The sequence below is a fragment of the Pseudomonas marincola genome (assembly GCF_900116605.1).
GTDB lineage: Bacteria > Pseudomonadota > Gammaproteobacteria > Pseudomonadales > Pseudomonadaceae > Aquipseudomonas > Aquipseudomonas marincola.
The window spans coordinates 70,030-84,064 of sequence record NZ_FPBC01000007.1 but is presented as its reverse complement, the minus strand read 5'-3'; the positions used below and the strand labels follow the sequence as shown (position 1 = coordinate 84,064).

Below are 14,035 nucleotides of genomic sequence, written 5' to 3'. Positions count from 1 at the left end.
GGGGCCACTATTGCGGCATACTCCGTCTCAGATTGGGATTTTCATCTGGCTAGTGCGCCGGTCAATCTTGATCCAATCCAGCCAGCACAAGGCGTGCTGCACCCGTAATAAGGATATTACGTGTTTGTTCTACTGGCTTAAAAGGATGTTAGCCATGTCTCATGTTCCGAGTCTTGCGGTGCGCCTGTTAACGGCGAAACAGGGTAAAACCCCATTAATGTTCAAGCGTGTTCTGCTGCGAAGCATGAGCACCAGGCAGGCGGCAAGCGCTGTAGCCCAGCTATCGGTTGATGCGTTTCGTGAAATAGCCTTGTATGAGTCAGTTGAGCGGGTTGCCAGACTAGCGGCGCATCTCGACCCTGAAACCGTGCGTAATGCCTACCTGAATATGCCCGATAGCTTTCATCTCAAGCTCACGCGTGAGTTGTGCAGCAAGCAAGAATTCTCAGCTGCGGCGGGTTTTGCTGATTTGCTTACGGGCATGCAGTTGAAAGTGCTGTTCTTCGCCATCAACAGCGTCAGCCACGTGGTGCAAGTCATCAAGTACATGAAAAATGAGCTTCTGGTGGTGGAAAGTATCCGCAACTGCTCGACCAGCTACTTGCGCCAGCTCACCGAGGAAGCGGTTAAGCTGGGCGATGTCGATGCATCGGCGAACTTGCTCGGCATGTTGCCCATGCAACGTCAGGTTGACGTGTGCGCCAAACTGTCACCCGCGATACTGATACCGCTAATGCCGCAGTTACTGCCGATTAATGACCATGAGTTGAGCCGGCATTTGCCGCCCAAACTCATGGATGCATTGTTTGGTGCTATCTAGCCAAGGCTCAGCCAGACGCTATTCCATCCACTCGCGACCGTGGCGTTCGAGCAAATGTTGCAACTGCTCAGGGCCATTGCTGCCAGCAGGATAGGGGCGGGGGCGTTGATAATGTTGCTGCCAGCCTTTGATGATCGGGTCGATCCACTGCCATGCAGCCTCGACCTCATCGCGGCGCATGAACAGAGTCGAGTCGCCCTCGATCACATCGAGCAGCAAGCGCTCATAAGCGTCCCAACGGCGCTGCTTGCTGAATGCGGCTGCAAGGTTTAGGTCCAGCTCAACAGGTTCCAGACGCATGCCTTTGCCCGGATTTTTCGCCATCAACCGTAAACTGATGCGCTCTTCGGGCTGCAGACGTATTAACAGGCTGTTGGCGTCGCCTTCGCCAAACAATTGATGCGGCACTGATTTGAACTGAATGAGAATTTCTGAGGTTTTCTTCGCCAACCGCTTGCCGGTGCGCAAGTAAAACGGCACGCCGGCCCAGCGCCAGTTACCTATCTCGGCTTGTACGGCGACGAACGTCTCGGTATCGCTGTCGTTATCGACGTTTTTCTCGAAGTAATACGCCGGCACGTCTTGCCCGCCGATCTTGCCGGCGCTGTACTGCCCGCGCACGGTCTTGTCGCGTACGTCTTGGCCGCTGATCGGGATCAGCGCTTCCAGCACTTTAACCTTCTCGTTACGCACCGACTCGGCATCGAAGCGTACCGGCGCTTCCATTGCGACCAGGCAGAGCAGTTGCAGCAGGTGATTCTGGATCATGTCGCGCATTGCGCCGGAGTGATCGTAATAACCGCCCCGATTCTCGACCCCGAGAGTTTCACACACGCTGATTTGCACGTGATCAATATGCGCAGCGCGCCAGACCGGCTCGAACAGGACGTTGGCAAAGCGCAGCGCCATCAGGTTCTGCACGGTTTCCTTGCCCAGATAGTGATCGATGCGGAACACCCGATGCTCATCAAATACCGCACCAATCGCTGCGTTGATCGCTTGCGCCGACTCAAGTGAGTGACCAATCGGCTTTTCCAGCACGATCCGCGTTTTCGGGCCCGCGAGGCCGGCGATATTGAGATGCGAGGCGATGTCTTCAAACAGGTTGGGCGCCGTCGCCAGGTAGTAAACCCGCACGCGTTCCTCATTCTTGCCGAGCAGCTTGGCAAGACGGCCAAAGTCGCCGCTCTGCGAGGCGTCAATGCTCAGGTATTCCAAGCGCTGGGCAAATTCGGCCCACGCCTCTTCAGTGAAGTCGGCTTTGGCAACCTGGGCGCGGCAGTGGCGCTCGGCCAGTGCTTGATAGGCTTTGCGCTCATGCGGGCTGCGCGCCAGGGCAATTATGCGTACGTCTGAATGCAGGCGGCGTTCGCGATGCAGGTGATAGAGCGCCGGAAGCAGCTTATGTAACGCCAGATCGCCGGTTCCGCCAAACACCAGAATGTCGCAGGGAATACTCAAAGCGTGATCTCCAACTCGGTTAAATCGTGCGAGTGAGGCACTCATGTAGTATAACTACAAAGTCACTACAATCCGGCAAGCCCCTGATCATACCCGAGCATGTGCTCGTATGCGGCTAGCCGATGGATAAGCCCATTGAATCCGAGTCCAATCTTGTGAATTTGTTGCAGCACATAGCCCAGTCTCGTCACCTGTTGCGTAAGTCCGAGCTCAAGGTGGCCGATCATGTACTCCTCGATCCTGCGGTGGTGATGCACAGCTCCATGGCTGAACTGGCGCACAGCGTCGGCATCAGCGAGCCAACCATCGTGCGCTTTTGCCGGGCGATTGGATGCAGCGGTTTTCAGGATCTCAAACTCAAGTTGGCGCAAAGCCTGGCCGCGGGTGCCAGCTTTGGTCAGTTTGCGATCCATGAAGATGACTCAGTGTCTGATTTCAGCCTGAAAATCTTCGATACCACGCTGCACACGCTGATGGAGGTGCGCGAAAAGCTCGACCCGCAAGCGTTGCAGCAGGCGATAGCCGCGTGCGCCCACGCTCAGCGCGTTGAGTTCTACGGTTTTGGTGCCTCCGGCGCTGTAGCGGCAGATGCCCAGCACAAATTCTTCCGTTTGCTACTGACCGCCGCTGCGTATTCCGATCCGCACATGCAGGCGATGTCGGCAGTGACCTTGAAGGCCGGTGATGTTGCGATCTGCATTTCGCAGTCAGGGCGCTCAAAAGACCTGCTGATCACCGCCAATCTGGTGCGTGAGTCCGGCGCGACGCTGATTACTCTGTGCCCAAGCCAAACCCCGCTGGCGGATCTGGCCACCGTGAATTTGGCGATTGATGTGCAGGAAGACACCGAAATCTACACGCCGCTGACCTCGCGTATCGCGCATCTGGTGGTGATCGACGTATTGGCAATGGGCGTCGCAATGGCTCGTGGCCCAACGCTGGTTAATCACTTGAAGAGCGTTAAGCGCAGCCTGCGCAGCTTGCGCCTGTCACCGAAAACAGTGAAAACCCCAGAAGATTGATCCTCTGCGCCGGAGGATGGAATCCGCACCGCGGCTTCCGTCATGACGGTCTTCCGACAGGCGCGGCTTTTGCGTTGAATGTTCAATCGCCATGACGGTTTACCCTGCGGGTTAACCATCCTCCGTGCGTGACCGGGCGTTGACGGAGGATGGAATCCGCATCGCGGCTTCCGTCATAACGGTCTTCCGACTGGCGCGGCTTTGCGGTGAATGTTTGATCGCTACGACGGTTTACCCTGCGGGTTAACCATCCTCCTTGCGTGATCGGGCGTTGTTGGAGGATGGAATCCGCATCGCGGCTTCCGTCATGACGGTCTTTCGACAGTCGCGGCTTTTGCGTTGAATGTTCTATCGTCATGACGGTTTACCCTGCGGGTTAACCATCCTCCGTGTGTGATCCGGTAGTTAGGTGTGTTTCGCTGGCGTGATCAACCCCTGATCACTGTTCATCGTTGTTTAATGGCTTTGCAGTCAAACTGTCATCCGCAGCTAGGAATCTATGGCTCCCGATATTCAGCCTGGGAGTCATGCTATGCCTCGTCATCTGGAAGAATCGTCAAGCGTACACAACACCGATGCTAAAGCTCGCCGCAAGGTGATTGATCAGCGTCGTATGGAATATCGCCGTGCGATTGAGAGTTATGCCGAGCAGCGCCTGCTGCAACATGAGCTGGCGGACTTCCCCGAGATAATCGCAGCTAACTATCTGGCTGGTGCCCGCGAGTTTGGTCGGCAAACTGCTCGGCCAGCTGGCTGATCTGGCTGCGCTGCCCGCGTACGAAATCGAAGAAGGCCTGCGCGACCGGTGACAAATACTTGCCGCGCGGGTGGACCACGCACCAGCTGCGCACGAGTGGCAGCTCGGCTACCGGCAGCTCTTTGAGTGCGCCGCAAGCCAGTTCGCGCAGTACCGCGTGGCGTGGCAATAGAGCAATTCCCAAGCCTGCCAGTACGCATTCGCGCTGGCCCTCCATCGAACCCACTTCCAGAGTATTCGCAAAGTGTGCGCGCTTCTGATTGCAGTAGTCTTCACAGGCTTTGCGTGTGCCGGAGCCTTGCTCGCGAATCAGCAACGGCCACTTTGTCAGGTCTTCCAGGCTTAATTTTTTAGCTTTGCTCAGCGCGTGATCGGGCGGCGCCACCGCAATAATCGGGTTGTTGAGAAATGGCAGAAACTCCAATGCCATGTCGGTTGGCACTTGCGACATGATCAGCAAATCGTCGCGATTGGTGCTCAGGCGCTTGATCGCCTGTTGATGATTGACCACTACCAATTGCAGGCTAACTTCGGGGAATTCACGACGAAATGCGGCGAAAAGATGAGGTATGAAATACTTGGCGCTGGACTCGACGGCGAGACTCAATTGCCCTTGAAGCGAGCCTTTCAGGTTGGTCAATTGCATGTCGAGGCTTTCGAGTCGGCCGAAAATATCGTCGCTGGCTTTGCGCAGGGCTTCTGCCGCATCGGTCAGGTAGAGCTTTTTGCCGACATAGTCGAACAGGGGTTGGCCGATCAATTCTTCCAGCTGTCGAATTTGCAGGCTGACCGCCGGTTGAGTCAGTGACATCTCCTCAGCTGCCCGGCTGTAAGAGTGCTGTTGGCACACTGAGCGGAATACCTGAATTTGGCGCAACGTCATACGCATCAGTGACTTACGCATTGGCTGGGGTCTCCTTCAGGGATTATTCAGCGCGCGAAAGCGGGCCTGTTCAGCGCAGTTTATCTCCATGCATAAGTAATTACTTATATTGAATCTAATAATTATTGATTTTGGGTTATCCGCTACACGGCGTAGGGTGAATAGGCGGCCACTACAAACTTGATAGTGGTCACGTGCTGACTGGTTTTGGCTGGTTTGCTTGCCCATTGGTCGAGGATGATGCTCGTGATCAAGAAAATTCTGATTGCTAACCGTGGCGAGATTGCCGTCCGTATCGTGCGTGCTTGCGCCGAGATGGGTATTCGCTCGGTGGCTGTCTACTCAGACGCCGACCGCATGGCGCTGCACGTTAAGCGTGCGGACGAGGCGCATAGTCTCGGTGATGACCCGCTGGCGGGTTATTTGAACCCCCGCAAACTGGTCAATCTGGCCGTCGAAACCGGTTGTGATGCCTTGCATCCCGGTTATGGCTTTCTCTCGGAGAACGCCGAGCTGGCAGAGATTTGTGCCGAGCGCGGGATCAAGTTCATTGGCCCCAGCGCAGAAGTCATTCGCCGAATGGGCGACAAGACAGAAGCCCGTCGCAGCATGATTAAAGCAGGCGTGCCTGTCACTCCGGGCACGGAAGGCAACGTTGCGGATATTAACGAAGCGCTCAGCGAAGCTGACCGGATCGGTTATCCGGTCATGCTCAAGGCCACTTCTGGCGGTGGCGGTCGTGGTATTCGCCGCTGCAACAGCAAAGCCGAGCTAGAGCAGGCGTATCCGCGAGTAATCTCCGAGGCTACCAAGGCCTTTGGCAGCGCTGAGGTATTCCTCGAAAAATGCATCGTTAATCCCAAGCACATCGAAGCGCAGGTTCTGGCTGACAGCCACGGCAATGCCGTGCACCTGTTTGAGCGCGACTGCTCGATTCAGCGCCGCAACCAGAAACTCATCGAAATCGCGCCAAGCCCGCAGCTAACGCCTGAACAACGCGCCTATATTGGTGATCTTTCGGTACGTGCGGCCAAGGCTGTGGGTTACGAGAACGCCGGTACTGTGGAGTTTTTGCTCGCCGATGGCGAGGTCTACTTCATGGAGATGAACACCCGCGTTCAGGTTGAGCACACGATTACCGAAGAAATCACCGGTATCGATATCGTCCGCGAGCAAATTCGCATTGCCTCGGGTTTGCCGCTTTCGGTCAAGCAGGAAGACATTATTCACCGTGGTTTCGCGATCCAGTTCCGGATCAACGCGGAAGACCCGAAGAACAACTTCTTACCGTCATTCGGCAAGATCACCCGTTACTACGCACCTGGCGGCCCGGGCGTGCGCACCGACACGGCGATTTATACCGGCTACACGATTCCGCCGTATTACGACTCGATGTGCCTCAAGCTGATCGTTTGGGCACTGACCTGGGAAGAGGCCATGGACCGTGGCTTGCGCGCCCTAGATGACATGCGCGTGCAGGGGGTTAAAACCACTGCCGCCTACTATCAGGAAATTTTGCGTAACCCGGAATTCCGCAGCGGCCAGTTCAATACCAGCTTTGTTGAGAGCCACCCGGAACTGACCGCATACTCGATCAAACGTAACCCGTCGCACCTGGCCATCGCCATCGCCACTGCAATTGCTGCCCACGCTGGCCTGTGAGGAATTGAGAAATGGTTAATAAGTCTTCGCCTAAAAAGATCACCGTTACTGATACCGTCCTGCGTGATGGGCACCAGTCTCTGCTGGCCACGCGCATGCGCCTCGACGACATGCTGCCCATTTGCGGCAAGCTTGATCAGGTGGGTTACTGGTCGCTGGAAGTCTGGGGCGGCGCTACTTTCGACGCCTGCGTGCGCTTCCTTAAGGAAGACCCGTGGGAGCGTCTGCGTAAGCTGAAAGCGGCACTGCCGAACACCCGTCTGCAAATGCTTCTGCGCGGTCAGAACCTGCTTGGCTACCGTCATTACAGCGATGACGTGGTTAAAGCCTTTGTCGCCAAAGCAGCGGTGAACGGCATCGACGTGTTCCGTATTTTTGATGCGATGAACGATGTGCGTAACCTGCGCGTATCCATCGAGGCTGTAAAAGCGGCGGGTAAGCATGCTCAAGGCACGCTCAGCTACACCGTGAGCCCGGTGCACACCACGCAGGCTTACGTCGATCAGGCCAAAGCCATGCAGGCAATGGGCATCGACTCGATCGCCATCAAAGACATGGCCGGTTTGCTGACGCCTTACTCGACTGCCGAGTTGGTTAAAGCGCTGAAAGATGAAGTGGATCTACCGGTATTTATCCACAGCCACGACACGGCGGGCATGGGTTCGATGTGCCAGCTCAAGGCGATCGAAGCCGGTGCTGACCATATCGACACCACCATCTCCAGCTTCGCCTGGGGCACCAGCCATCCGGGTACCGAGTCGATGGTCGCCGCGCTGCGCGGCAGCCCTTACGACACCGGCCTCGACTTGGCGCTGCTGCAGGAAATCGGTTTGTACTTCCATGCCGTGCGCAAGAAGTACCACCAGTTCGAAAGCGAATTCACCGCTGTCGACACTCGCGTTCAGGTGAATCAGGTGCCGGGCGGGATGATGTCCAACCTGGCCAACCAGCTCAAAGAGCAGGGCGCGCTGAACCGTATCAACGAAGTATTCGCTGAGATTCCACGCGTTCGTGAAGACCTGGGCTTCCCGCCACTGGTGACCCCGACCTCGCAAATTGTCGGCACTCAGGCGGTGTTCAACGTGCTCGCCGGTGAGCGTTACAAAACCATCACCAACGAGGTCAAACTTTACCTGCAAGGCCGTTACGGCAAGGCGCCGGGCAAGGTCAACGAGAAGCTGCGCAAGCAGGCGATCGGCAGCGAAGAAGTGATCGACGTGCGTCCGGCTGATCTGCTCAAGCCGGAGCTGGCGAAACTGCGCGAAGAGATTGGCACAGTCGCCAAGTCTGAAGAAGACGTGCTGACCTACGCCATGTTCCCGGATATCGGGCGCAAGTTCCTCGAGGAACGTGAAGCCGGCACGCTGGTGCCCGAAGTGTTGCTGCCAATTCCGGACGGTAGCGGCGTTGCAGCGGCGGGTGGGGAAGGCGTACCGACCGAGTTCGTGGTCGATGTTCACGGCGAAAGCTATCGCGTAGACATCACCGGTGTCGGCGTGAAAGGTGATGGCAAGCGTCACTTCTACCTGTCGATCGACGGCATGCCGGAAGAAGTGGTGTTCGAGCCTTTGAACGACTTCGTCGCCGGTGCCGGTGGCAAGCGCAAACAAGCCAGCGAGCCGGGCGATGTCAGCACCAGCATGCCGGGCAACATCGTCGACGTTTTGGTCAAAGAGGGCGACACGGTCAAGGCCGGTCAGTCACTGCTGATCACCGAAGCGATGAAGATGGAAACCGAAGTGCAGGCGCCAATCGACGGTACGGTCAAAGCCGTTCACGTGGCCAAAGGCGATCGGGTTAACCCGGGTGAAGTTCTGGTCGAGATTGCCTAGTTTAGGCAGCGCTGAAAGCGAATGCAGCCAGGCATTGCGGGGTTGAAACAGGCGAAAGAATGCTCATTAAAATGAGTCAAGTTGAGCGTGACCTCGCTCGTTCTTAGCCTGTTTTTAACCTGTGCATGTGCCGCTTGCTGAGCTTCTCGAAGCGCAATCGGGGATTGTGTCATTCGGCGCTTAAGCGCTGGCCCCGAACAATTTACAAGTTTCTCAGTGGGAGCCAAATGGCTCCCTTTTTTTGTTTGGGTCGGGTCGGTTTGTGTGATTGCGCCTAGCCGGGGCGCGTCTAGCAACGGTAGTCTGGACGCTGTTCAGAGCCATCACGAGTCGATCAGATGCAAGCGTTGCTAGATGAAATTATCGAGAAGACCCGCCCGCTGATTGGTCTGGGCAAGGTTGCCAATTACATTCCGGCGTTGGGCTGCGTTGAGCCGAATCAACTCGGCATCGCGGTGTACAGCAATGAAGGCGAGCTGTTCTGTGCCGGCGATGCGCACACGCCGTTTTCGATTCAGAGTATCTCCAAGGTTTTTAGCCTGGTGCAGGCGGTGAGCCACTCAGGCGAAGCGATCTGGCAGCGCCTCGGTTATGAGCCGTCGGGTCAGCCCTTCAACTCGCTGGTGCAGCTTGAGTTGGAGCGCGGTATTCCGCGCAATCCGTTTATCAACACGGGCGCGTTGGTCATCTGCGATATTAACGAGTCGTGCTTCGCCGCACCGTCACTGTCGATGCGTGACATGGCGCGGCGCCTTTCGGGAAACTGCGAAATCGTCATCGACAGCAAGGTTGCCGAGTCCGAATACCAGCATCGAGCGCGCAACGCGGCGGCTGCTTATTTGATGAAGTCGTTCGGCAATTTCCATAACGATGTCGATTCCGTTCTGCGCAGTTACTTCAATCACTGTGCGCTGCGCATGAACTGCGCAGACCTGGCGCGGGCATTCTGCTTTCTGGCCAATGCTGGCGTGTGCAAACACAACGGCGAAACCATCATGAGCCCACGCCAAGCCAAACAGATCAACGCCATAATGGCCACCAGCGGGCTGTACGATGAGGCAGGAAACTTCGCCTACCGCGTCGGCTTGCCCGGCAAGAGCGGCGTCGGCGGCGGCATCGTTGCAGTCGTTCCGGGGCGCTATTCGATCTGCGTCTGGTCGCCAGAATTGAATCCGTCAGGTAACTCACTGGCAGGGCTTGCAGCTCTGGAAATGCTCAGTGATCGGATTGGCTGGTCGGTGTTCTAACTGGCTCAGCCTTATGGGCTTAAATTCCTCCGCGCATTATCAAGGTTCATTGACCTGCCGCCCCATGCCGAACTTGTTACCGGCGTATAACATCCCCCTGCGTGTTCATGAATTTCTTGATGAATGCTCTATATCAACACTTTCAGTCGGTTTAGATACGCGTGGTTTAGCGTTTTCTTGCTGTATTCAGGGATGACGTACAAAGCGAGTCAGGGATGTTCAACCCCAGCAACGAAACCCATTTCAGCGTGCAGATTCAAGGTTTGCAACACGACTTTCAGGTGCTGGGATTTACTGGCACCGAAGCGATCAGTTCGCCGTATCAGTTGGTCAGTGAAACTATGAGTAGGCAAGGCTTGCCGCTCCCGTCTCGGCCAAGCCCTACATCCCATAGCGCGTATTGTGTGCAACACGAAGAAGCTTGAACTTCATCCAGAGCCTGCTGTTCGAAGCCGTTTCAGCCCATTCAAAAACGTGCCTTGCCTGATCGAAGCCAAGCATCCGACTTACCCAGCAGAGAGGATTAATGAACTCAAACAACCCCAAAATACCCATTCCGAATTTTATTCAGCGCCATGTTGTTATTCAGCGGCGCTACGAGGCTGTAGGCGCGTTCAATGATTTGCTGATCGCGATCTGGTTTCTTGTTGGTAGCTTTTTCTTTTTAAGCGATTCGCTGATGCAAACCGGCACCTGGCTGTTTATTGCGGGCAGTGCGCAGATGCTTATCAAGCCGATGATCAAGCTTGCGAGTCTGATCCACGTGGGTCGCCATTTGGCCAATCAGACCTAGCAAACAACGCGTGCAGCCCTGTGCTGTCGCTGGATTCGGCTTGCCGCCGGCCATACCAAAAGCTTGTATACGCTCAATTTTTACTCGCAATCGATATAAGCATTCATGGGCTTAGGGATACTTGAGTGGCTGCCTGCTGCTTAACTTCTTTTGTGCATGCAGCTGCCAGCTTGATGTCTTGGGTTAGGGCGCACACGGTTCCGTTGCCCTTGATTTTGCTGCGTAGCCTACCGAGGTCGGGGCGTTGAAATGCTTCTGCGCTCCTGTCTTTCATCACTGGAGATCGACATGAAATGGAGTAAGTACACTTTGGCGCTTTGCCTGGTTTTGGCATCTGCAGGCGCGCTGGGCGAGCAAAAGGCATCCCCCGTAGTTGTTGATGGTAATAACTGGATGAGTTCTTCCTCCGGTGAGCGCCGAGCGTTTTTGATTGGCGTCACCAATATGCTGATCGCCGAAGCGGCCTACGCCAAGCGTCACGGTCTGGATGCTCCACCGATGGGGGCTGCGATCACCAAGGGCGTTTCCAGCATGAAGCTGCCTGAAATTGAGGCGCGCATAACGTCTTGGTACGAAGCCAACCCAGACGGGCGCGACAAGCTGGTGATGGGTGTGCTCTGGAGAAATGTGGTTAAAGGTAATCAGTGACCGGCTCAGGAGACTCAGCAATGAACCGTATTTATTCGGCTGTGGCTGCGCTGCTTTGCGCGGCTTTTATCTTGTCTGCTTGCGCGACTGTCGCGGGCGGTATGGTCGGGGGTGGTGTTGGCCGTATGGCCGGTGATGAGCAGGCCGGACGCATGATTGGTGCAGGCATCGGCATGATGATTGATATCTCGGACTGAACGCGCTCGGCCACCTGACACGTTTTTGCACTAAGCCCTAGCGGCGGATTTATCAACGCGGAATCAGCGCGGATAAATCCGCCGTTTTGCGTTTGTGGCCACACACTTTATGTGCGTCGTCCATTTTTCCAATGATGTCTTGAGTACACGACTTTTAGCCGCTTAGTTTCTGGGCGGCCATGGGTTGGCTGCTTCGGGACATCTGAAAATTTTTTAGTTAAGGTACGACGACAATCCATCTCCAAGTCAAAAAATAAGGACGCGTAATGTCGATGACACTTCGAGCCACTGGCAGCTTACTCACGTTGAGTATCAGCCTTCTGGTGAATGGTTATGCACAGGCAGCCACGGACTCAACACCCGCACCCAAAGATGCGGGTCTGGCGATCAATCACGAATATATTGGCCGTGGCCAAGACTTGTACGACCTGCCGCCGCTTTACCAACCAGGCACGTATCGCAACATGGACAAGGTCTACTTCACCCGTTCTGTTGCGCGTGGCGAAAAGGTCTATGAGTTGCCGCAAGAGGGCAATCTCGACGTTACCTACGAGGCCGATGGCGCGAAGCAAACCGTTGATGACTTCATGCGTCGTAACCGCGTTGGCGGCGTACTGATCATTAAAGACGGCAAAGTACGGTTGGAAAAATACGGTCTTGGCAACGATGCTGATACCCGCTGGACCTCTTTCAGTGTGGTCAAGTCGATCTCTTCGACCTTGGTCGGCGCGGCCGTGGAGCAAGGGCTGATCGATGTTAAGAAGCCGATCACTCAGTACCTGCCAGCGCTCAAAGGCGGTGCTTATGACGACGTCACGGTTGAGAATGTGTTGCGCATGAGTTCTGGCGCCGACTGGAACGAGACGTACCGCGATATCACCTCTGACCGCCGCAAAATGTTCGAGCTGCAGCTGTCGAACACACCTGGCGCTTTGGTTAAGCAGATGAGCCAGCTCAAGCGCAAATCCAAGCCGGGCACCGTCTTCAAATACAGCACGGGCGAATCGCACCTGCAGAGCGAATTGATTCACGCAGCGACGGGCATGACCACCAGTGACTATCTGTCTGATCGCATCTGGGCGCGTATGGGTATGGAGAAGCCGGCGTTCTGGCAGCTCGATGCACAAGCGGGTCAAGAGATTGGTAGCAGTGGTTTCTCGGCAACCTTGAAGGATTACGGCCGCTTCGGTCAGTTCATCCTCAATGACGGGGTTATCGACGGCGAACGCATTCTGCCAAAAGGCTGGCTGGATAAAGCCACTGAAGTGGACCCGGCTTCTTACCTGGCACCGGGCAAGCTGTATGGCGGCGATTACATCCTTGGCTACGGCTACCAGTGGTGGCTATTCCCCGCGGGCGAGGCGGCGTTACCTCAACATGACGGAGCCTTTGAGGCGCAGGGCATCTTTGGTCAGTTTGTCTATGTTAACCGCAAGGAAAACGTAGTCGCTGTCGTGTGGAGTGCATGGCCAGAGCCGGAAATGGACAAGCAAGAGATGGAGACTTACGACTTCATTGCAGCGGCTATCAAAGCGCTGAAATAAGCGGCTCGAAGGTTTACTTCTATCCGTGAAGAAAGGGGGCTGCTCGGCCGAGCATCCCCCTTTTTGTTTTATCGCAAATGCGTCACAACCCTTGCTGCGGGCATCGCCGCGGCCCTTCAAACCAGCCTAATTATCCAGCTAAGTCTTCGCCGCGCTTTTACTGCGTAACGCGGTGCCGTGGTCTAGGATTTTCTGACACACAACTGACTGGAGATGGATGATGCAGACTGCAAGGTTAGAGGGCGGTTGCTTGTGCGGGAGCCTGCGTTACAGCGTCGAGGGCGAGCCGCTGATGGCGGCGATCTGTCATTGCACAATGTGCCGCCGTGCCCATGCTGCGCCCGCTGTTGCCTGGGCGTTATATCGACAGGAGCAGGTTACTTTTACTCAGGGAGAGACCACGCTTTATGCATCCTCAGAAGATGCTCAGCGCGGCTTTTGTGCAACTTGCGGCACGCAAATTACCTTCACAGCGACGTTTCTGCCGGGCCTGATTGATATCAGTGTTGGCAGTCTCGACACGCCGCAACTTATAGAGCCGACTTTGCATTATTGGCATGCGGAGCATCTGGCCTGGGCTGAGTTTGCCGACGCCTTGCCGCGTTATCCCGAGTTTCCACCGCTGGAGTGACTCAACCCAGCGCAGCCACGCTGGGTTGATCAATTTATTTGAAGACTTTGCGGTACTGCAAAAAGCCGGAGCGCTCGGCCACACGCTCATAAAGCAGCATGGCGCGGCTATTGCTCTCGTGGGTGAGCCAGTAAGTTCGTGCGCAGCTGGCTTGCTTGGCCTGCTCATAAACAAACTCAATGAGCTTGCGTCCGGCGCCGTTGCTGCGCACGGCTTTATTGATGAACAAGTCCTGCAGGTAGCAGTAATCTTCAACCGTCCAGGTTGAGCGGTGGTAAACCCAGTGCACCAAGCCAATGGCCTCACCTTCATGCCAGGCCAGTGCTGCGTGCATCGGTTCGGCAGGATCAAGAAAGCGCTGCCAGTTGATGTCGCTGGTCTCGCTTGGAATTTCGGTCATGTAGAAGCGCTGATAACCCTGCCACAGTGGCAGCCACGCGGCGTGATCGTCAGCAGTGACGGGGCGAACTTCTATCTCGATACGAGCGGGCATGTTGCGTCCTCCTGTAATTATTGTTCGAGGAACTTTTGATTCAGC

Annotated in this window: 14 protein-coding genes; 11 read left to right on the top strand and 3 right to left on the bottom strand. The window is 55.8% G+C overall.

Features of this window, described 5'->3' with window-relative positions; translation table 11 throughout:
• Positions 1-154: 154 nt before the first annotated feature.
• Positions 155-820 (top strand): hypothetical protein, encoded by a 666-nt coding sequence (locus BM395_RS12865; RefSeq protein ID WP_069899983.1) that lies wholly within the window; start codon positions 155-157, stop codon positions 818-820.
• A gap of 18 nt (positions 821-838) precedes the next feature.
• Here BM395_RS12865 and zwf read toward each other — a convergent pair whose 3' ends face one another.
• Positions 839-2,326 (bottom strand): glucose-6-phosphate dehydrogenase, encoded by a 1,488-nt coding sequence (gene zwf / locus BM395_RS12860; protein ID WP_170827745.1) that lies wholly within the window; start codon positions 2,324-2,326, stop codon positions 839-841.
• Between the two features lie 110 nt (positions 2,327-2,436).
• On the opposite strand from zwf, the gene hexR reads away from it, so the two are divergent.
• A complete protein-coding gene (gene hexR, locus BM395_RS12855; RefSeq protein ID WP_069900112.1) occupies positions 2,437-3,303 on the top strand; it encodes a transcriptional regulator HexR in 867 nt (288 codons plus the stop codon).
• A 532-nt stretch (positions 3,304-3,835) separates the two neighbouring features.
• The gene (locus tag BM395_RS12850) at positions 3,836-4,060 is read left to right on the top strand and encodes a PA3496 family putative envelope integrity protein (protein ID WP_090512412.1); all 225 of its coding nucleotides are present in this window, start codon (positions 3,836-3,838) and stop codon (positions 4,058-4,060) included.
• Here the strand turns inward: BM395_RS12850 and BM395_RS12845 are convergent.
• The gene (locus BM395_RS12845; protein ID WP_090512410.1) at positions 4,002-4,964 is read right to left on the bottom strand and encodes a LysR family transcriptional regulator; all 963 of its coding nucleotides are present in this window, start codon (positions 4,962-4,964) and stop codon (positions 4,002-4,004) included. The genes BM395_RS12850 and BM395_RS12845 overlap by 59 nt on opposite strands.
• 225 nt (positions 4,965-5,189) lie before the next feature.
• Here BM395_RS12845 and BM395_RS12840 point away from each other — a divergent pair, with 225 nt between their 5' ends.
• The 8 genes from BM395_RS12840 to BM395_RS12805 all read left to right on the top strand — a co-directional run bounded on the left by BM395_RS12840 (position 5,190) and on the right by BM395_RS12805 (position 13,497).
• The gene (locus BM395_RS12840; RefSeq protein WP_090512707.1) at positions 5,190-6,605 is read left to right on the top strand and encodes an acetyl-CoA carboxylase biotin carboxylase subunit; all 1,416 of its coding nucleotides are present in this window, start codon (positions 5,190-5,192) and stop codon (positions 6,603-6,605) included.
• An 11-nt stretch (positions 6,606-6,616) separates the two neighbouring features.
• A complete protein-coding gene (gene oadA / locus BM395_RS12835; protein ID WP_069899980.1) occupies positions 6,617-8,437 on the top strand; it encodes a sodium-extruding oxaloacetate decarboxylase subunit alpha in 1,821 nt (606 codons plus the stop codon).
• A 338-nt stretch (positions 8,438-8,775) separates the two neighbouring features.
• Entirely contained in the window at positions 8,776-9,684 is a 909-nt protein-coding gene (gene glsB, locus BM395_RS12830) for a glutaminase B (RefSeq protein WP_069899979.1), read from the top strand.
• Positions 9,685-10,210: 526 nt separating this feature from the next.
• Positions 10,211-10,477 (top strand): YrhK family protein, encoded by a 267-nt coding sequence (locus BM395_RS12820; protein ID WP_090512404.1) that lies wholly within the window; start codon positions 10,211-10,213, stop codon positions 10,475-10,477.
• 249 nt (positions 10,478-10,726) lie between these two features.
• On the top strand, positions 10,727-11,125 hold the full coding sequence (locus BM395_RS12815; protein ID WP_170860593.1) for a hypothetical protein: 399 nt from the start codon (positions 10,727-10,729) through the stop codon (positions 11,123-11,125).
• Between the two features lie 20 nt (positions 11,126-11,145).
• Positions 11,146-11,322 carry a hypothetical protein gene (locus tag BM395_RS23355; protein ID WP_170827744.1) on the top strand — a complete coding sequence of 59 codons (177 nt, stop codon included), beginning with the start codon at positions 11,146-11,148 and terminating at the stop codon, positions 11,320-11,322.
• 272 nt (positions 11,323-11,594) lie between these two features.
• Positions 11,595-12,866, top strand: a complete 1,272-nt coding sequence (locus tag BM395_RS12810) for a serine hydrolase domain-containing protein (RefSeq protein WP_090512705.1) — start codon at positions 11,595-11,597, stop codon at positions 12,864-12,866.
• Between the two features lie 220 nt (positions 12,867-13,086).
• Positions 13,087-13,497 carry a GFA family protein gene (locus BM395_RS12805; RefSeq protein ID WP_090512402.1) on the top strand — a complete coding sequence of 137 codons (411 nt, stop codon included), beginning with the start codon at positions 13,087-13,089 and terminating at the stop codon, positions 13,495-13,497.
• Between the two features lie 34 nt (positions 13,498-13,531).
• Here the strand turns inward: BM395_RS12805 and BM395_RS12800 are convergent, their stop codons facing one another.
• Complete coding sequence (locus BM395_RS12800) at positions 13,532-13,990, bottom strand: GNAT family N-acetyltransferase (RefSeq protein WP_090512399.1); 459 nt, start codon at positions 13,988-13,990, stop codon at positions 13,532-13,534.
• Between the last annotated feature and the right edge of the window lie 45 nt (positions 13,991-14,035).